The sequence below is a fragment of the Neptuniibacter sp. QD57_21 genome, assembly GCF_047778075.1.
GTDB lineage: Bacteria > Pseudomonadota > Gammaproteobacteria > Pseudomonadales > Balneatricaceae > Neptuniibacter.
The window spans coordinates 100,082-119,463 of sequence record NZ_CP180549.1; the positions used below are offsets into that span (position 1 = coordinate 100,082).

General features: G+C 46.6%; 19 protein-coding genes. 9 read left to right on the plus strand and 10 right to left on the minus strand.

Annotation, left to right across the window (positions count from 1 at the left end):
* Window positions 1-38: 38 nt before the first annotated feature.
* On the minus strand, window positions 39-590 hold the full coding sequence (locus ACMXYS_RS00435; RefSeq protein WP_415897265.1) for a tetratricopeptide repeat protein: 552 nt from the start codon (window positions 588-590) through the stop codon (window positions 39-41).
* A 222-nt stretch (window positions 591-812) separates the two neighbouring features.
* Here ACMXYS_RS00435 and ACMXYS_RS00440 point away from each other — a divergent pair, with 222 nt between their 5' ends.
* Window positions 813-2,486, plus strand: coding sequence for a methyl-accepting chemotaxis protein (locus ACMXYS_RS00440; protein WP_415883046.1), 1,674 nt, complete (start codon window positions 813-815; stop codon window positions 2,484-2,486).
* A 114-nt stretch (window positions 2,487-2,600) separates the two neighbouring features.
* Here the strand turns inward: ACMXYS_RS00440 and ACMXYS_RS00445 are convergent, their stop codons facing one another.
* The 4 genes from ACMXYS_RS00445 to ACMXYS_RS00460 all read right to left on the minus strand — a co-directional run bounded on the left by ACMXYS_RS00445 (window position 2,601) and on the right by ACMXYS_RS00460 (window position 5,391).
* Window positions 2,601-3,035, minus strand: a complete 435-nt coding sequence (locus ACMXYS_RS00445; protein WP_415883047.1) for a DUF6746 family protein — start codon at window positions 3,033-3,035, stop codon at window positions 2,601-2,603.
* A gap of 316 nt (window positions 3,036-3,351) precedes the next feature.
* Complete coding sequence (locus ACMXYS_RS00450) at window positions 3,352-3,483, minus strand: hypothetical protein (RefSeq protein ID WP_415883048.1); 132 nt, start codon at window positions 3,481-3,483, stop codon at window positions 3,352-3,354.
* 390 nt (window positions 3,484-3,873) lie between these two features.
* A complete protein-coding gene (locus ACMXYS_RS00455; protein ID WP_415897266.1) occupies window positions 3,874-4,299 on the minus strand; it encodes a hypothetical protein in 426 nt (141 codons plus the stop codon).
* Between the two features lie 180 nt (window positions 4,300-4,479).
* Window positions 4,480-5,391, minus strand: coding sequence for an AraC family transcriptional regulator (locus ACMXYS_RS00460; RefSeq protein WP_415883050.1), 912 nt, complete (start codon window positions 5,389-5,391; stop codon window positions 4,480-4,482).
* A gap of 168 nt (window positions 5,392-5,559) precedes the next feature.
* Between ACMXYS_RS00460 and ACMXYS_RS00465 the strand changes: the two genes are divergently transcribed.
* From ACMXYS_RS00465 to ACMXYS_RS00490, 6 genes are all read left to right on the plus strand, one after another.
* Window positions 5,560-7,053 (plus strand): CoA-acylating methylmalonate-semialdehyde dehydrogenase, encoded by a 1,494-nt coding sequence (locus ACMXYS_RS00465; RefSeq protein ID WP_415897267.1) that lies wholly within the window; start codon window positions 5,560-5,562, stop codon window positions 7,051-7,053.
* 157 nt (window positions 7,054-7,210) lie between these two features.
* A complete protein-coding gene (locus tag ACMXYS_RS00470) occupies window positions 7,211-8,368 on the plus strand; it encodes an acyl-CoA dehydrogenase family protein (protein WP_415886475.1) in 1,158 nt (385 codons plus the stop codon).
* Window positions 8,369-8,395: 27 nt separating this feature from the next.
* A complete protein-coding gene (locus ACMXYS_RS00475) occupies window positions 8,396-9,172 on the plus strand; it encodes an enoyl-CoA hydratase (protein ID WP_415897268.1) in 777 nt (258 codons plus the stop codon).
* Between the two features lie 11 nt (window positions 9,173-9,183).
* Window positions 9,184-10,293 carry an enoyl-CoA hydratase/isomerase family protein gene (locus ACMXYS_RS00480; protein WP_415893007.1) on the plus strand — a complete coding sequence of 370 codons (1,110 nt, stop codon included), beginning with the start codon at window positions 9,184-9,186 and terminating at the stop codon, window positions 10,291-10,293.
* A 92-nt stretch (window positions 10,294-10,385) separates the two neighbouring features.
* Window positions 10,386-11,276 (plus strand): 3-hydroxyisobutyrate dehydrogenase, encoded by an 891-nt coding sequence (gene mmsB, locus ACMXYS_RS00485; protein WP_415883055.1) that lies wholly within the window; start codon window positions 10,386-10,388, stop codon window positions 11,274-11,276.
* 90 nt (window positions 11,277-11,366) lie between these two features.
* Entirely contained in the window at window positions 11,367-13,256 is a 1,890-nt protein-coding gene (locus ACMXYS_RS00490) for an AMP-binding protein (protein WP_415897269.1), read from the plus strand.
* A 325-nt stretch (window positions 13,257-13,581) separates the two neighbouring features.
* Here the strand turns inward: ACMXYS_RS00490 and ACMXYS_RS00495 are convergent, their stop codons facing one another.
* Together ACMXYS_RS00495 and ACMXYS_RS00500 are read right to left on the minus strand one after the other, a co-directional pair.
* A complete protein-coding gene (locus ACMXYS_RS00495; RefSeq protein ID WP_415897270.1) occupies window positions 13,582-14,538 on the minus strand; it encodes a DUF2971 domain-containing protein in 957 nt (318 codons plus the stop codon).
* Window positions 14,539-14,726: 188 nt separating this feature from the next.
* Complete coding sequence (locus ACMXYS_RS00500; protein WP_415897271.1) at window positions 14,727-15,338, minus strand: DNA-3-methyladenine glycosylase family protein; 612 nt, start codon at window positions 15,336-15,338, stop codon at window positions 14,727-14,729.
* A gap of 299 nt (window positions 15,339-15,637) precedes the next feature.
* Here ACMXYS_RS00500 and ada point away from each other — a divergent pair, with 299 nt between their 5' ends.
* Window positions 15,638-16,720 (plus strand): bifunctional DNA-binding transcriptional regulator/O6-methylguanine-DNA methyltransferase Ada, encoded by a 1,083-nt coding sequence (gene ada, locus ACMXYS_RS00505; RefSeq protein WP_415897272.1) that lies wholly within the window; start codon window positions 15,638-15,640, stop codon window positions 16,718-16,720.
* Between the two features lie 62 nt (window positions 16,721-16,782).
* Here ada and ACMXYS_RS00510 read toward each other — a convergent pair whose 3' ends face one another.
* The 3 genes from ACMXYS_RS00510 to ACMXYS_RS00520 form a co-directional block, all read right to left on the minus strand.
* On the minus strand, window positions 16,783-17,379 hold the full coding sequence (locus ACMXYS_RS00510; protein WP_415897273.1) for a hypothetical protein: 597 nt from the start codon (window positions 17,377-17,379) through the stop codon (window positions 16,783-16,785).
* A gap of 10 nt (window positions 17,380-17,389) precedes the next feature.
* Complete coding sequence (locus tag ACMXYS_RS00515) at window positions 17,390-18,049, minus strand: HupE/UreJ family protein (protein WP_415898270.1); 660 nt, start codon at window positions 18,047-18,049, stop codon at window positions 17,390-17,392.
* Window positions 18,050-18,180: 131 nt separating this feature from the next.
* Window positions 18,181-18,567 carry a hypothetical protein gene (locus ACMXYS_RS00520; RefSeq protein ID WP_415897274.1) on the minus strand — a complete coding sequence of 129 codons (387 nt, stop codon included), beginning with the start codon at window positions 18,565-18,567 and terminating at the stop codon, window positions 18,181-18,183.
* A gap of 212 nt (window positions 18,568-18,779) precedes the next feature.
* On the opposite strand from ACMXYS_RS00520, the gene ACMXYS_RS00525 reads away from it, so the two are divergent.
* The gene (locus tag ACMXYS_RS00525; protein WP_415897275.1) at window positions 18,780-19,370 is read left to right on the plus strand and encodes a PepSY-associated TM helix domain-containing protein; all 591 of its coding nucleotides are present in this window, start codon (window positions 18,780-18,782) and stop codon (window positions 19,368-19,370) included.
* Window positions 19,371-19,382 lie beyond the last annotated feature (12 nt).

The following is a 19,382-nucleotide window of genomic DNA, read 5'->3' on the forward strand; positions in this document are numbered from 1 at the left end:
GATCGTGGTGTATTAATCTGCCCTACCTTTCCTGGGGGCTACGTACATTGCAGGTTTTGCTTTTTAAGATAATCGCAGGCTTCGCGAATCCCTTCTTTCGCTGCACGCCTTAGGTATTGTTTAGCCTGTTGCTCATTTATATTCGTGCCTATACCTTCAAATAGAGCAACACCATAATGAAATCTTGCTAGGCTGGAATAGCCTGCCTCATCTTCTTGTTCTGCGCCCAACTTCATTAGCTCAGTAGACTTTTTTAGGTCGCGGTCTACACCAACGCCTGCCTCATAGATTTGCGCTAACCAGAGCATCGAATAGACGTCATTCCAACGATCGATACAGTCTTCAAAAATGGCTATGGCAGCTTGATGGTCCCCCGTCTTATCTGCTGCATAGCCATATAAACATTTAATGCGTTTATTGCTTTTGATGTAGGCAGTGTAGGAAAGATCACTGGTGTTTTGATCTTCCTCTTCCTCAACAAGTGCCTGGTCAAAACTTACTTGATCGACAGCATTATCGCCCCAGCTAATAGGGACAAAAGCGAGCGAAAGCATAAATGCATAGAGCCATCTATAAGTTTCCAATTTCATCCTGTTAGTCATCCATTTATTCGGTTTAGGCAGTTTCATTCTTGCTGGAATGTTTGGAAATAACTGCGAATATCAGATGGAGTATAGGGGGCACTTTTTGTGGGAATGTCAGGTAAATGTAAGAATTTTAATGCTGTACACAAAAATGCAATCGAATAGAAATATACGGGTAACACCGACTATCTAGCATCAGCGGCTCTGCTAATTAAATTGGAAGTAGTCATGAGCCTAAAGCTGAAAATGCTTTGCCTGTTTTCCATCGCGATGATCTGTATGTTTGCCATTGGCCTGTCGATGTCGCTCAACTATCGGTCATATATCAGCAAACAAGAGCAACTGAATAGCTTTTACCAAACCATGCTGGAAGATACCCAGCAACTTCAGATGGTACTTCTACAGCAAAACGAAGCTTGGAAGAACCTGCTTATTCGTGGCAAAAACAAACAGAAGTACAACCTCTATTTGGATCGCTTCACTACCTTTGAAAGAGATTTTCAAAAGAAGATTAAAGCCTTAGGCGAGCAAGGCGCTAGCTTTCCTAAAGTGACAGAGTCACTAAATAAGCTTGCTGCGAGTCATGTCCAGTTAGGCCAAAAATATCGCACGGCTTTACCTGTTTATCAGCTGGCAGATCGAGAACCAGCCCGCACAGCGGATCAATATTTGGATGGTGCGTTTACGGTGCCAGAGCAACAGATGGTGAATGTGGCAACGCTGGTACGAGCGAAAAAGCAGGAGGCGTTTGCGCAAGCTGAGCAAGTACTGAAACAACAAGAGCAGTGGATCATTATTGTTGGTAGCCTTGCGGGTTTCTCTATTCTTATCGCCTTTACCTATATATTGCTGCGTACAGTAATTACACCGATAAAACAGTGTTCTGGCATGTTGGAACAGCTTGCTTCCGGTGAGGCGGATATCAGTAAGCGTTTGGAATACAAACAGCAAAACGAACTGGGCGAGATGGCGACATGGTTCAATCAGTTTATTGATAACCTCACCGCTATTACCCATGAGATCGATCAAGCAGCGGATCTTCTGTCAGAAAATACCTTGGCATCCACGCAAAATACCAGTGAAGTAAAAACCTTGGTGGGTAAACAGCAGGAAGAGATTTTACGTATTAGCAGCTCGATCGATCAGCTTGCGCAATCAGCGTGTGAGATCGCACTGAAAGCTACCGAAGCGCTGAAATCGGCAGAAAATGCGCAACAAGCGACGGTTGCTACGTCCGATATCATGGCAGAGATTGACGGCACTGTGACCGAGCTTCATCACAGCAGCCAGCGTAATGATCAAGAGATGCAACAACTGCAAAAGCAGATTACCGGTATCAATCATATTCTGGAATTTGTCACCGAAGTCAGCGAGCAGACTACGTTACTAGCATTGAATGCAGCTATTGAAGCGGCACGTGCAGGCGAACATGGTAAAGGCTTCTCGGTCGTGGCGAGCGAAGTCCGTCATCTGGCACAGCGCACCGCTGAAGCAACTGAGTCGATCAGGTTATCCACCAACCAGATTAACGCTGCAGCGACTCAAGTATCCAACGAGATCAAATTCAGCCAAAAACAGGTATTGGGGATCGTAGCGTTAACGGAAAAAGCGAATACCCATATCTTCCAGATGCAGGAACGCATTGAAGATATGAACCATATCAATCACACCATTGCAGATTCGGCTAATCATCAAAATGAGGTGACGCAGCAGATCCAAAGCAATATCTGCAGTACTAAAAATGCGGTATCTCATGTGATGGATTCAGCAATGCAAAGTACTTCTAGTAATGGTGATCTGGCGCAGATGTCGGTCCATCTTAAGCAGCTATTGAATAGCTTTAAAGGCGGTGAGCCTAAAGGCCAAATGGCTACGACGGTTGGAGATGTTGAGCTGTTTTAATATGAATTGCTAAGCAGCTAGAGAGCAAAGAAGAGATTTAGAGTTTATCAGAGGCGCGTATTGTGAGTGCTAGTTCATCGTCAATACGCGCCTTTATTGCAACTAGGGCTTAACTTACTTAGCTGCTTTCTGTGCGATGCTGTTATCCCAAGAGTTATAAATAAACTCGCTCGCCAGTTTGAAGTATGTATCTAGTTGTTTCTTTGTTTCGTCCTTGCGGTTGTTTTCCGAGTTCAGGTGAACTTCCTCAACAACTACAGCAATTTTTTCCATCAACTCTTTGTCACTACCTGTAGATTGCTCTGCAAAGTAGGCAACGCTTTTCTCTAGTGAGTAAGTAATGATATGAATCTGATGTAGCTCTTCTGCATCCAGCTTCTGCTTACCTTTCATCTCTAAGGTTTTCTCAATGAAAACGGTTTTTGCATCGCTCAAAGAGGATATATCAGCGATTTTAAGGTGCTGAACGGGTTTACCATCAGATACGCCGCTTGCTTGAGCAGATACGGTAAATACAAGTGCAAAAAATAGTCCTGCTAGTTTTTTCATTTTGATTCTCCAGCACTCAGTTAATCAGAAGGTTAAACATCGTGGTGCTATTCAATGCTAACGAGAGGCGCAATATAAATGATAGTAATTAGCATTACAATGATTGGGGCAGGACGCCACTTCGTGGCTAGAGATCGGCTTCGCCTTTTAGGACGCTAACGCTAGAGGACGCCGCTTCGCGGCTAGAGGAAAGATCTAAAAAAATTTAGGGTGCAATAGCGAAGCGTAGTGCACCGTAGATATGATGAGTTTGTGTAATACGCTCCGCTATTACACCCTACTTGCTGCCAGCTAATCTTGTTACTCGCAAGGGGTATTAGGACTCTAGCGCTAAAGGACGCGGCTCCGCGGCTAGAGAAACGATCAGCTTATTCAGCATTTCCTTTTGCGCTGCATAAGGTGTGTTACCACAATGTTTGAAATCAGGAACAATATCGATCCTATACATGATGATATTGCCATGATGCCAATGAAACCCCTTCCTATTCCTCGGTCATCACCATTGTAATAACCGGCTTCTAGGATTGAGGCATAATAATCATAAGCGGTTATAAAAATGGTTAGGGCTATCACTAGGATCCCCAAAGTAAGACCCAGCCCCCTTCGCCATAGGCTTAACCCCCAAGTAGTTACAAATGTAACTATCGCGGGCAGCGTTAACATCGCTAACAAAATATCCATATAAAAGTTTCCAACAATCTAGTCGTAAGGTTATGAATCTGTGTAATACGCTCCGCTATTACACCCTACTTGCTGGGTGGATAGGACTAGCAAACAAACGAATGCGATACAGATTGTAATAAAATGGCCAACTTTTATTCTTTTCATAGGATTTTGTTCATTGATTCACTGCTGAATCGTATATCTTTTTTATGTTGGAATTGGCATCTAAGTTGCCTGATTCAAAAATCCCATCTAAGAAATAAGATCTTGCTTCGTTGACCGCTTCGGAGGTCCCATAAAAAATGATGTTACAACGTTCAAAATCTTTACTTAGCAAAGATAGAAATGCTTTCTCTGTTTCTCTATCGAACGTTGAAATTGCTAGATATTTCATTTTGTTATCGGAACAATGTTTCAAATTCTTGAGCATTATCACTTGATAATCCTTTGTCCCGCGATACATATAAATGTATGTGACTTCAGAATCATTTAGACCATGGCTTTTGACTATTTTTTCTAACGGAGCCACTTCATTGATTGTTCCACAACTGCTTAATAGCGCTAAGCTACTCAGGCATATCCATGATAAAAGAGATTTCATATGGTGAATCCATTCATGTTTGAAAATTGGAGGCTAACATAGGGTTCTTATGATGCCTGCTTCTGTCACAGAGCTAAAGCCACTCCCTCACCAAAAGCTTTTCCTCTAGGCGCAGCCGTCCTCTAGCCACGAAGTGGCGTCCTAAAAGGCGCAGCCGATCTCTAGCGAAGCGTCCTGCCCTTATCCCCGATAAGGAAAAGCCCCTGTCCGCATCTTCCGGTACTGACTTGGCGATAACCCCATCAGCTTTTTAAAAATACGGGAGAAGTAGTAAGCATCGTCATAACCCACCGCGAATGATATCTCGTTGATGCTGTTGGTGGTGGTATCTAGTAAGTGGCAGGCACGTTCTATCTTGAGCTGGATAAAGTGGTTTATCGGGGTAGTGCCAGTGATCTCTTTGTATTTCTTTACAAAGTGGAATTTCGACAGGTTGACGCTTTCGGCCAGCGTATCTAAGTCCAGTTGCTCGTGAACATGGGTCTGCATCAGGCTGTGTACTCGTTCTATATCTAAACCTGCTCTCGACAATTTTTGCCGTGCTAGGGGTTGTAGCAGGGCGATATGGCTGAGTATCTGTCGAAGTTGGTTTGCTGCGCAGATATAAGCGTTGAGGTTGTAAGTGGATTCTCGTGCTTCTAGCAGGGCTTCAAAATCGCTGGCAAGGCGCGAGTGGATACCGATGGGGATAATAAATTGCCTTTGCGGGGACTCGCGTTGCTCTAAATGCGCAACAAAATCAGCGGCTTGGTGGCCATGAAAGTGGACCCAATAGATAGTCCAGGGGCGCTTTTGCCGCGCTTTATAGGTGTGAGCTATTCCTTTAGGAATCAGCAATATATCACCGGCTTTGACTCTTACCTTCTTATCATTAAGTACTGCTTCTCCTTCGCCGTCCAGACAATAGATCATTAGATAATCGTCATGTTCCATCCTTTCCATGTGATGCCCGCTGGCTTCGCGATAGTAGCCCATCCCTAGAGGGTACAAGCCCTGGCTTAGCGGATTCTGCGCTAATTCAGCTACCACGCGCCTTGGGGTGACAAAGCGAATACTCTCGGGGGGTAAGGGCCAATTTGATGGGCTGCTCATAGCTACGACCTATGTATTAGGGTAATTACTTATATGATCGCAATATAGTCCATCAATTAGACAAGATTATCAATCATGAATTGCTAAGCTGCATGATAAAACAGAGTTATTGAGTTTGAACGCGACGTAAAACAATACAACTACAACAAGAAATACAGGTATCAGAGAATGACACAGCAAGTACCTTTACTTATCAACGGCGAATTTATTCAGAGTGAATCACAGACCCTGCTTCCAGTAACTAACCCTGCTACGCAGGAAGTGATTGCACAGGTTCCTTGCGCAACAGCTGCAGAAGTTGATCAAGCAGTAGAAGCTGCCAAAGCTGCGTTTGAAGATTGGAAAGAAACACCTGTAGGCGAGCGTGCTCGTCTAATGCTGCGTTACCAGCATCTGCTAAAAGAGAACCACGATGAGCTAGCTACACTTCTTGCTCAGGAAACAGGTAAAACATTTGAAGATGCGAAAGGTGACGTTTGGCGTGGTATCGAAGTTGTAGAGCACGCTTGTAACATCGCTTCTCTATCTATGGGTGAAACAGTTGAAAACGTAGCGCGTAAGATCGATTGCTACAGCATCACTCAGCCACTAGGTGTATGTGTTGGTATTACACCATTCAACTTCCCAGCAATGATCCCTCTATGGATGTTCCCAATGGCGATCGCTTGCGGTAACACCTTCGTACTTAAGCCATCTGAGCAAGATCCACTAACGCCAATGCGCTTAGCTGAGCTATTCAAAGAAGCGGGTGCACCAGACGGTCTTCTACAAGTTGTTCACGGTACAAAAGATGCGGTAAACCAGCTGCTAACTCACAAAGATACGCCAGCAATCTCCTTCGTAGGTTCTGTGGCTGTAGGTGAGCACATCTACCGTACAGGTACTGACAAAATGAAACGTGTTCAGGCATTCGCTGGTGCGAAGAACCACATGGTAGTTATGCCGGATGCGTCTAAAAACCAAGTTGTTAACAGCATTGCCGGTGCATCTGTTGGTGCGGCAGGTCAGCGCTGCATGGCGATCTCTGTTGCGGTATTCGTAGGTGAAGCACGCGAGTGGATCCCAGAAGTACGCGATGCCCTAGCGAAAGTACAGCCAGGTGCGTGGGATGATCCAAAAGCAGGTTACGGCCCACTAATTAATCCACAGGCGCGCGATCGTGTTCTTAACTTTATCCAAGAAGGTAAAGACGCCGGTGCAGAATGTATTCTCGATGGTAGCGAATGCGTAGTTGACGGTTACCCAGACGGTAACTGGGTTGGCCCAACAATGTTCCGCGGTGTAACGCGCGACATGTCTATCTACCAAGAAGAGATCTTCGGTCCTGTACTGATCGCACTTGAAGTAGATACCTTGGAAGAAGCGATCGAGCTGATCAACGAGAACCCATACGGTAACGGTACTTCCATGTTCACTTCTTCTGGTGCAGCAGCACGTAAGTACCAGCACGAGATCAAAGTAGGTCAGGTAGGTATCAACGTACCAGTACCAGTGCCTCTACCAATGTTCTCTTTCACCGGCTGGAGAAAATCTTTCTACGGTGACCAGCATGCTTACGGTAAGCAAGCGGTTAAGTTCTACACCGAGACTAAGACTGTGACAGCACGTTGGTTTGAAGATGATATCGATACTGGCGTGAATACAACGATCCAGTTGAAGTAATCAGTTGTTAAGAACAGAACAAGAATGAGAAAAGGCTCTTAATCGAGACTGTAGGAGCTCAGCCTTCTGAGCGATCGATTTAGTTTAATCGCCCACGGGGTGGGCTCCCACAGTTTCTGTAATGTAGAGAGACCTTTTCCACTTAAAGGAGAGAGCAATGGATTTCGAGCTGAATGAAGATCAGATTGCATTCGCCGATATGGCCCGTGCCTTTGCGCAAAATGAGTTTGAGCCCCATGCAGCTGAGTGGGATGAAAAACAGATTTTTCCTGTTGATGTGCTGCGTCGAGCAGGTGAGATGGGCTTTTGTGGCTTGTATTCACCGGAAGATGTCGGTGGTCTAGGCCTGAGCCGCTTAGATGCCAGCATTATCTTTGAGCAGTTGGCGATGGGTTGTACCTCGACCACTGCGTTTATCACAATTCACAACATGGCCGCGTGGATGATTGCCGATTTTGGTAATCAGGAAACCCGCGAGCACTGGTGCCCAGATCTAACCGCAGGTCTGAAATTAGCGTCTTACTGCTTAACCGAGCCAAATGCCGGTTCTGATGCTGCTTCCCTTAAATCTACGGCACGCCGTGAGGGTGATAACTACATCTTAAATGGCAGCAAGATCTTTATCTCCGGTGCCGGTAGTACCGATGTGCTTGTAGTGATGGCACGTACCGGTGAAGAGGGGCCAAAAGGGATCTCCGCTTTTGCGGTGGATGCTAAGAGCGATGGCATCGTTTACGGCCGTAAAGAAGAAAAGATGGGCTGGAATAGCCAGCCGACACGAATGATTACTTTTGAAGACGTGGTAGTACCGGCATCTGCTCTATTGGGTAATGAAGGCGACGGCTTCAAAATTGCGATGAAAGGCCTTGATGGTGGCCGAATCAATATCGCGACATGCTCGATTGGTACCGCACAAGCGGCGCTGAACAAAGCACGCGACTATCTGCATGAACGTAAGCAGTTTGGTAAAGAGCTAGCGCACTTCCAAGCGTTGCAGTTTAAGTTGGCAGACATGGCGACCGAGCTAGTCGCAGCAAGACAGCTGGTACGTTTGGCTGCATCAAAACTGGATGCAGGCCATGCCGATAAAACAGCGTACTGCGCGATGGCTAAGCGCTTTGCTACAGATGTTGGTTTTAACATTGCTGACGAAGCTCTGCAGATCTTTGGCGGCAACGGCTATATCAAAGAGTACCCATTGGAGCGCTACCTACGCGATAACCGCGTACACCGCATTCTAGAGGGTACTAACGAAATTATGCGCGTCATTATTGCTCGTCGAGTATTGATGGAAGATGCAGCGGATCTTGTGTGATCCGGTAGGACAGAATTGGAGAAAGCTATGACAGATAAATTGATTGTAGAAAAACACGGTCATACCGCCGTTATCACCATGAATAATCCTCCGGCCAACACTTGGACCGAAGAGAGCTTGTCGGGTTTAGTGACCGTTGTAGACGAGCTGAACCAAGACAAACAGATCTACGCTTTGGTACTGCGCTCTACGAGCGAGAAGTTCTTCTCTGCAGGTGCCGATCTAAACCTGTTTGCGGATGGTGATCGTGCGATGGCACGTGAGATGGCGAGTCAGTTTGGTCGTGCTTTTGAAAGCTTATCTAAATTCCGCGGTGTATCTATCGCAGCGATCAACGGCTTTGCTATGGGTGGCGGTTTAGAAGTCGCACTGGCGTGTGATATTCGCGTTGCCGAAGAGCAAGCACAGATGGCGCTACCAGAAGCAACGGTTGGTTTACTGCCATGTGCTGGCGGTACGCAGAACCTAACCATGCTGGTGGGCGAAGGTTGGGCTAAGCGTATGATTCTTTGTGGCGAGCGTATCAAAGCGCCACAAGCGAAAGGTATCGGTTTAGTTGAAGAGCTGGTTCCACAAGGCCAGGCATACGACAAAGCGATGGAGTTGGCAAAAGCAGTAGAAAAACAAAGCCCAACGGCGATCGCGGCGTGTAAGCAACTGATTCAGAACAACCGCACTCATCACTGGGATGCTGGTTACCGTCTAGAGCGCGAACTGTTTGTTGATCTATTCCACACCGAAGACCAGAAAGAGGGTGTAAACGCATTCCTAGATAAGCGTGCACCTGAGTGGAAAAACCAATAAGGGACTGATTGATGAGCTGCGTACTGTTTAACGAATACCCAACCCAAGACGGCAAGAAGATTGTTGAGATCAGTCTGAATGCCGAGCGCTCTTTGAATGCGCTGACCTTGGAGATGATCGACCTGATCCAGCCAAAACTGGATGAGTGCAAAACAGACGATTCTGTCGTGGCGATCCTGCTGGATAGCGCCGGCGAAAAAGCGTTTTGTGCCGGTGGCGATGTCGTCAATCTTTACAAGGCGATGACCGGTGAGGGCGATGCTTCCTTCCCAGAAGATTTCTTCACCCGGGAGTACACGCTGGATTACACCATCCACACTTATCCAAAACCAATTATCTGTTGGGGTGCGGGTATTGTGATGGGCGGCGGCATGGGCCTGATGAACGGCTGTAGCCACCGTATCGTGACCGAAAGCTCCCATCTGGCGATGCCAGAAGTAACGATCGGCCTCTATCCAGACGTGGGCGGCAGCTGGTTCCTGAATCACATGCCGGGTCGTACAGGTCTGTTCCTTGGCTTGACGGGTAACCCAATGTTCGCTGCCGATGCACTGTTCCTTGGTTTGGCTGATCGCTTTGTCGCGAATGAACTGCGCCAGAACATGGTTGAAGGGTTACAAGCGGAAAACTGGGATGGCTGTGCAACAGCTGCCGTTAACCGCGTGTTACGGGTTGTAGAAGAGCAGTCGCAACCGCAGTTCAAATCGGAGTCCCCGATTCAACAGCATTACGACTTTATCCAGAAGATTACCGATCACGACAGCGTTGAAGAGATTGTCTCTGCACTGTTGGCGGTTGAAAGCGACGACAAGTGGATCAATCGCTCCCAGAAAGCGATCGGCCATGGCAGTCCTCTTGCGATCAACCTGATCAAACAGCAACTAGAACGCACCGATCAGATGTCCCTGAAAGAGGTGTTCTGTGCCGAGATTGTTCTGTCTGTACAGTGCTGCAGTCATCGTGAATTCCCAGAAGGCGTGCGAGCGCTGCTTGTGGATAAAGATGGCAAACCGCAGTGGACCTATCCAACACTGGCAGAGGTTGATCAGGCAAAAGTAGCTGAATTTTTTGAGTCACCTTGGAAAGGCGACGGACAGGAGAACCCACTCGCCAATTTGTAAGGCGTGGGCAATGAAGATGGGATGCAGCGTTAAGCATCCAGATAAAACAACGATGTATAACAACTAGTTATAACAATAACAGGACTAGAGAAATGGCGACTATCGGTTTTATAGGTTTAGGTAACATGGGTGGTCCAATGGCGATCAACCTTGTTAAAGCGGGTCATTCAGTAAAAGCATTCGACCTGTCTCAAGATGCAATTGCCAAAGTAGTGGCTGAAGGTGGCCAAGCTGCTGCGACAGCCGTAGATGCAGCAACCGATGCTGAGTTTGTTATCACAATGCTGCCAGCGGGTAAGCATGTCGAAGGTTTGATGGTGTCTGGTGATGCGCCACTGTTTGATGTAGTTGCTGATGGTGCACTGATTATCGACTCATCTACGATCGATGCCGAAACAGCTAAGCAGGTTGCAGCGGTAGGTGCAGAGCGTGGTATCAACTTTATCGACGCGCCGGTATCCGGCGGTGTAGGTGGTGCGGTTGCAGGCACGCTAGCATTCATGGTGGGCGCATCTGACGAGCAGTTCGCTAAAGCAAAACCTGTGCTTGAGTGCATGGGTAAAAACATCTTCCACGCTGGCAGCAACGGCGCAGGTCAGGTGGCTAAAGCGTGTAACAACATGCTGCTAGCGATCCTAATGACAGGTACTTCTGAAGCCCTAAACATGGGTGTGAAGAACGGCCTAGACCCAGCAGTGCTATCTGAAATTATGAAGCAGAGCTCCGGTAACAACTGGTCGCTACAGGTTTACAACCCGTTCCCAGGTGTGATGGAAGGCGTACCTTCTTCTAACGATTATCAGGGCGGTTTCCAAGTCGATCTAATGTTCAAAGACTTAGGTCTGGCGATGGAGCTAAGCCAACAAAGTGCGTCCCCAACTCCAATGGGCTCGCAGGCACGTGCACTGTTCAATCTGCACAAAGCCAACGGTAACGGCGGGCTGGACTTCTCCAGCGTTCTTCGCCTTTACCAAGACCAATAAAAAACTTATCCACAGATAAGCGAAACCTGCCAGTTGATGCGTGCTGGCAGGACTTTCCAACCTAAAACAAAAATAATTGAGGTTGATTCGATGGGATACAATCATGAGTATCAGTTGGCTTTGGCGAACACCGAAGCTTACTGGGCGGATCAGGCTGACCGTATTTCTTGGTTCAAAAAGCCGACAAAGACCCTTACAAAAACAGATTTTGGTACCTACAGCTGGTACGCCGATGGTGAGCTAAACAGCGCTTATTTAGCACTGGATTACCATGTGGAAAATGGCCGTGGTGAGCAGGTTGCACTGTATTACGATTCACCTGCTGCCGGTAAAAAAGAGGCCATTACTTATAACCAGCTTCTCGATCGTGTTGCCCGTTTTGCCGGAGCCCTAAAAGCCCAAGGCATCGAGAAAGGCGATACGGTTCTAATTTACATGCCGATGATTCCTGAAGCCGCCGTGGCTATGTTGGCCTGCGCTCGCTTAGGTGCAATTCACTCGGTGGTCTTCGGTGGCTTTGCCCCTGCAGAGATGGCGATTCGTATTGATGATGCCAATCCGAAGATGATCCTTACCGCGTCTTGCGGTATCGAGTTTGATAAAACCATTGCCTATAAACCGCTGGTGGATAAAGCGATCGATCTGGCCGAGCACAAGCCAGAACACACTATTGTGTTCCAGCGTGCGATGGTTAAAGCGGATATGAGTCGAGCTGGCGATCTGGACTGGATCGAAGTTCAAGAGGGTGTTGAGCCTGCTCCATGCACACCGGTTAAAGGTTCTGACCCGCTGTATATCCTGTACACCTCCGGCACTACAGGCCAGCCAAAAGGGATCGTCCGTGATAACGGCGGTCATGCTGTGGCACTGAGCTATGCCCTGAATAACGTTTACGGTATGCACCCGGGTGATGTTTGGTGGGGCGCGTCCGATATCGGTTGGGTTGTGGGTCATTCCTTCATCGTTTACGGCCCGCTTATGGGTGGCTGTAGCGCGATCTTCTTTGAAGGTAAGCCGATCAAAACACCAGATGCAGGTACATTCTGGCGTGTGATCGAAGAGTACAAAGTTAACTCTATGTTCTGTGCGCCAACCGCTTTCCGAGCTATTCGTAAAGAAGACCCAGAAGGTGCACTCTCGCACAAATACGATCTAAACAGCCTAAAGTGGGTGTTTGTTGCAGGTGAGAAGCTAGACTCCTCAACCTTCCACTGGTTGTCTGATCTGTTGAAAGTGCCGGTGATCGATCACTGGTGGCAGACCGAAACGGGTTGGCCGATGACGGCTCCAATGATGGGTTGGGACAATCCATCTGAAGCGCGCTTAGGTTCTACCAATAAGCCGATTCCAGGCTACGACATCCGTGTATTGGATGGCGATGGTAACGAAGTCGAAGACGGTGAAGCAGGTAATATCTGCGTGAAACTACCGATGCCACCGGGCGTTGCGTGGAGCATCTGGAACAACAACGATCGTTACGTTAGCTCTTACCTAGAAGCCTTCCCGGGTTACTACCACACCGGCGATGGCGGCTTTAAAGATGACGACGGTTATATCTACATTACTGGTCGTACCGACGATGTGATTAACGTATCCGGCCACCGTTTATCCACAGGTGAAATGGAAGAGGTTGTTTCCGCTCACCCTGCAGTAGCCGAGTGCGCCGTGATTGGTGTAAACGACGAGCTTAAAGGCCAGCTACCAGTAGGTTTGATCGTGCTAAAAGCCGGTGAACAGATCGAAGAAGAGCAACTACAAACGGAGCTGGTAAAAATGGTCCGTGAACAAGTAGGTGCCCTTGCTTGCTTTAGAAGCGCAATCGTTGTGCAACGTTTGCCTAAAACTCGATCAGGCAAAATCCTGCGCGCGATACTGCGAAAGATTGCAGCTAAAGAGCAGTATAAAATGCCCTCAACCATCGATGACGCCTCAATTCTTCCTGAGATTGAAGCATTAATCGAAGCGCGAGGCGCCATTTAACCCCCAAGAAAAATTACCCACAGGGATAGTTTCTTCCACTAGGAACTATCCCTCCTATTTTTCAGATTCTGCTCTCTTACCGGCCATGTACTTAGCGCATGTGCCGGTTTTTTTGTTTAAGGGCAGGACGCCGCTTCGCGGCTAGAGATCGGCTTCGCCTTTTAGGACGCCACTGCGTGGCTAGAGGACGGCTGCGCCTAGAGGAAAAGCTGAATAGAACAGTGGAACCAGTAGGGTGTAATAGCGGAGCGTATTACACCAATCCGTAACTTAAGCTGTGATACGCTTCGCTATTGCACCCTACATACTACTCTATTGCTGGATTCTATGGCCTATAAGGGATAGTAGAGGCATGAATTTTGTCGACTAACTTCTTATGCCCTTTCAATTCTAACATTCTAGCCAGTGATCTTATTGATAGAACTGATGATGCGGTAGGCCCTAAAATTATTCTATCGATTATGTTTTCTAAAGAGAGGGGAGTCTTCCCATCAGGCACTTCAGATATCTTTAATTTTAGCTTGGGTTCTACTCCCTTATCGGAAGTATGGTATCCAAACATTGGTGTATAGTTTTTCTCAGCATCACGATCACTGAGGTATACAAACCTCCATTCTCGTTCCTCTTGAAAACCTATATGTTTGGTAAATAGTGAAAAAACTTTAAGTCTTTCAATCCATTGCCAAGCTATAGAATTAAGCTCTTCGTCAGTTTTTTCGATTGAGCTAAGTATGTCTGCAAGTAAATGTACTCGTTCCTTAATCCACTTAATCCTTTCATCATTCGTTGTGTAATGTACAGGAGCAAGTATTAGAGGGGAGTTTTCATTTGGTTCTATCTTTTTTGTATCCATAACAAAGCAGACGCCATTTCCGTTAGCCCCATAGCCTCGCCACATAGAAAGAGCACCGTCATAATCTGTTTCATCGTGCTTTGCAAAACATGAAATATAAGTGTCTAGAACATGGTCTTCATCAAATTTGTTTAAATGGTAATCAAAGATCTCTATCAATCGACGAAATACATCCTCATTGCCGCAAGCTGTAATTAAAGCTTCATTACTTCTGAATTCGGCAGCCCCTTGATTCATTCCAAAAAGCAATTCATCTGAATCATTCATATTAAGTGGATTTGAGAACCAAAGCTCTTCGCCGCCGATGATGTAATCGAAGTTATTTATAGACGTATAGTGAGCGAGTAATGGAGTTTTAGAAGGAAAGTCTTCTTCGGTGTCATGGTCTTGCCATAATGTTTCGTGAACTAATTGATCAATATTGCTCATGAAGTAATCTACCCTAATGTCAGAACCTTTAATGTAACCGTTAGCTATTACTCATAGAGTTCTAATTACAAATAAGTTCATGTTTTTCTAATATTAAATTCTTTTATAAAAAAATGAGTATCAAAGCAAGATTGCATCACCCTATTGCCTGCGTTCTAGCAAGCAACGCGTCTAGCAACTATCGACTGTTAGATAGGTGGGCCGTGGTAGTAATGCCATAGAAATAGCGAACCAACGCTTCGCCAAGGTGCCCAGTGCTCAACTATATCTCTTGCTTGTTTGGGTGTTGGTTTATCTGGGAGCCTTTTCAGACGACCCAATGCAACCTGAATGGCGAGATCATCGGCCGGAAATATATCCGGGCGTTTTAAAGAGAACATCAGATAGATTTCTGCGCTCCAACGTCCAAAACCGCGAAGACTGGTGATGGCCGCAATAGCGGCTTTGTCATCCAGTACGTCTAAGCCCTCAATATCAAAATGGCCGGTATTCACGGCATCGGCCAAGCCTTTAGCGTATTCAATTTTGCGCCAGGATAAGCCCGCATCACGTAAAGCTTGATCATCAATATTCAATAACTCTGAAGCCGTTACTTCCGGCATTAGCGCAGTGACTCGCTCTAAAATCGCTTGAGCAGCTTTGGTCGAAATTTGCTGACTTACAATGGCAGATAGGAAGGTTTCGAATCCCTTAGGACGATGTCGTACCGGAGGCGGCCCCAATTGTGCTGCGGCGCGTTTGATATCAGGGTCGAGTAGAGCCAACGCTTGCATTCCACGAGCAATGTCTTGCTCATTCATATCATGTACCACTTAAATGGAGATTAATCTCAGAGTTATAGGTGCCTGTCGCTTGTGGGTAAGTCTAGTGCAATGAGCGCTATGTCCGAAAATAAGTAACTTCTATGCAAAAGCCGAGTAACCAGAAGAGTGGTTAAAATAGTAGGGGCGACAAATAAATACCATCCGATTTTTGCGCCGTATCTTTTTAAACTGTTATCAACCCTAAATTACTTATATTCCTTAGCAATAAACGGATGGAAACCGCCTTAAAAGTGGGTTTTTATGGTTATATCTAAACGCTAATCAAGAGCTGAATTATGTCGATGCCATCAGAACAGGAAATGATCGAGGCCTTAGCAGCGCGAGATAAATCTCGTGATGGCGATTTCTATTATGGTGTTATCACTACCGGTGTGTTCTGCCAGCCATCCTGTTCATCACGCTCCGCTAAGCCAGAGAATTTAAGATTCTTCCCTGATATGGAAGCTGCCATGCGAGCTGGTTTCCGGCCTTGTAAACGCTGCTTTTCTTTAGACGAAAAATCTGGGACGTCTAGGCTTATTGAGGTGGCTCGGCATATAGAAACACACGCGGAAGAACAGCTGACCCTGGCAAGTTTGGCTGAACTTGTCGGGCTGTCTGCCTCCAGACTGCAACGAGTGTTTAAGAGTGCCTTTGGGATTTCGCCCAAAGCTTACCAAGATGCCGTTCGAATGCGGCGGTTTAAGAAGTCCTTAAAACAGGGTGATAGTGTGACGGATGCTATTTTCTCGTCCGGTTTTGGATCGGTCAGCCGTGTTTATGGAGAAGCGACCCGAAATATAGGTATGGCACCTAAAGCATACAGGGCAGGAGGCGAAGGAGAGGTTATCTCGTACGCTTGCCGTAACTCTGTGCTTGGTCAGATGATGATGGCTGCTACCGATAAAGGAGTCTGCTTCGTCCAGTTTGACGATGATGAAGCGTCATTACTTTCTAAGCTCGAAGACGAGTTTCCGAATGCCAGTTTGATCCCCTCCACATCCCAAGAAACGCCTGCACTTGATGCATGGATGGAGGCGTTGGATCAGCATCTGAGTAAAGGTGTTCCTAGACCCGGTCTACCACTCGATATGCGCGGTACCGCTTTTCAAATGAAGGTATGGAAATTCCTATTGAGTGTGCGAGAGGGAGAGGTGCTCAGCTACAGCGAATTGGCTGCAAAAATAGATAAACCCAAAGCGTTTCGGGCGGTTGCATCCGCGTGTGCAAAAAACCGAATAGGTATTCTGATCCCTTGTCACCGTGTATTAAGAGGAGATGGTAGCCTCGGTGGATACCGCTGGGGATTGGAACGTAAAAGGGCCATACTAGATGCAGAAAGGGAAAGGAAAGCGAGTGAGACGGTATCCAGTAAATAACCAAAAAGAGGGCCTATTTAAGGCCCTCTTTCCATGCAGAGATCAGTGAAACCTTCTCACATTTAAGGCATATAAAGCTCGCCATAGAAACCATGAGTATTCAGCGTAATAGTGACCGGAGCGTCACTGGTATTTTGCCAATACCAGCCATGGGTTCCTTTGAATGGTGCGGTGAAATTACCACTCGCTTGCTGTTGGTTTTTGCCGATCCAATAGCTAGTAAACTCATCTTTACCTGCATTGGGCACTTCCCCATGCATATCGAAGTAGACCGATCCACCTTCCGATGTCCAGGTAAACACAAAGTTATCACCGGTGTTCATCGGGGACTTTATTTCAGCGCCCTGTCGAGGCATCAGCGTTATTTTCATCGTATCACTACGAGGTTCTGTTTCGCCTTTCAAGAGCGGATTTTCAATGTTTACGGGAGTTGATGAGGCATTGTTCACCTCAGGTACTTCTGGCTCGGTTGCATGCGCTTGGCTTAGCACATTCAAACCCAAAACCTTGCCCATACCGGTCGGGTCTACGCCATATTCAGCAGGAAGGATTGTGGTGACTAATATGACGGTGCCCGCTACGAACGCTGCAATAGTCGCTTTGATCAGGCTCTTTGTTGACGGTAAACCGTCGTTATTGATGTTTGAAATATCGTTCATGATGAAATTCCTATGCAGTAACCCAATAGCCCGTTAATTGAAAACCAATGAGCATAAAGCCCAGTGTCATTAGGACTGCATTGGTAAAGAATGCGTGTTGATTAAACGAAGGTGATTTTCGCCAGAAGTTCATGGCAATCAGAATGCCTGCCAAAGCCAGCAGTTGACCGATTTCCACGCCGACATTGAAAGCGATTATGTTTGGCACAAGGCCGTCTTCTGACAGCGTGAAGTCTTGCAGTTTTGTTGCCAGACCAAAGCCGTGGAAGAAGCCGAAAATCAGAACGGCAGTCTTAGTGTTTGGCTGAAAACCGAACCATCTTCGAAATGCGCCAAGGTTATCAAGTGCCTTGTACACAACGGACAAACCAATAATCGCATCAACGATATAGGGGTTTACGTGGGTTTCGCTGAGCACTCCGTAAAGTAGGGTTAGACTGTGCCCGACAGCGAATAATGTTACGTAGATGGCAACATCTTTCATTCTGAATAGAAAGAAGATGACACCAAATAGGAACAGTAAGTGATCGTAGCCCGTAACCATGTGCTTAGCACCCAAATAAATAAAGGGTAACAACTGCACGCCACTGGCACTTTCGATAAACACAGCATCACCTTCGGCGACACCATGAGCAAAAGCTTGTGTAGATAGCCCCATACTAACAAGCATCACTAGAACTGTAGCCACAGAGATAAGGCTACCTTTCCAGAAGGAATGTAGGGCAGATGAAAAGCCTGGATTCATACCAGTACTCCATTCAAAGTTAATACAGATTGTAGCGCGTTATGCGCGTTCGATATCTAATCTAAATTGCGCCGCGGAGGGCGATACAGGTCTCTTTGATAGGGAGGTAAGGTGTTGAAAGTAAGTGTTGGGTAAGTACTTCGAGCATCAACCTGAGGGCGTTTAGGGTACGTAATTAAAAATACTTGGTGGTCGAGCGCCATGACCGTATGGATAAAGGGATGATCGTCTTCGGAAATGCCGGAAGTTTCATCATGCATATGGTCTAGTGCAGGGGGATGGTAGTGCCCATGCTCTAAAGCGACTTGCCAAGGGTCAGCCTCAGGAGCTGTATCGTGCTGGGATATTTGAACGGCCCAACTCGCGCGACACAACGTTGCTACTAGCAGTAAAGCGAGTACTGCTATGCGTGTTACGTTAGATGTCAGGCCTTGGCGTATCATTGACGGTTCAAACATCGGTGAAATTGAATTATCTCGATTCTATCGAAGTTGCTTAAGTAAATAAATTATCCACTTGGATTAGCTTAGGGTGCTTCTGTTACGAGGCTCTCTTGATAGAAACAACGATCTAGCTCCATTACTATATGCGCTTTAACAATATTAGGGGCCAGAGTTGAGTGACTAAGAAGGGTTGGGCTCGGTTTGACAAGATAATGAGGTGGATTCATCTGTATATCGCATTATTTTTGGCGCCTTGGTTGTTAATGTACGCGACCAGTGCGTTTTGTCTGAACCACAATGATTGGTTTCGAGACCTATTCCATGTCATTCCTCCCGGATGGGCGATCGTTCAGGAGCAGGATTTCAAACCCTCTGAGATCTCTTCCAGTACGCCGCAACTCACAGCGCAAAATCTGCTGACCAGACTCGATCTAAAAGGCGATTACCAGCTACTGGCAGAGTCCAATAACCGTCAATTGGTCATCTTGCGTTATTCTGGTGCCGGTAACTACCGTATTACTTGGCAGAGTGCGCAGGGCAAAGCTGTAGTTGAGCGGTATGTGCCATCATCAATGTACGGCTTTTTACACCATCTGCATTTTAAATCTGGATTTGAAAGGAAGCAGGTTGCTTCGGATATATGGGCGATAATTGTCGATTTTGTCGCTATTTCCATATGGATATGGGTTATTTCGGGTCTGTATTTATGGATTCGAAGACGAAAGAAGCAGAATGTCGATATTTTGATTTTTGGTTCTGGTATCACTGCCTTCATAGTATTGGCTATTTTGTTGTATCAGTAGAGGGTAATGTTT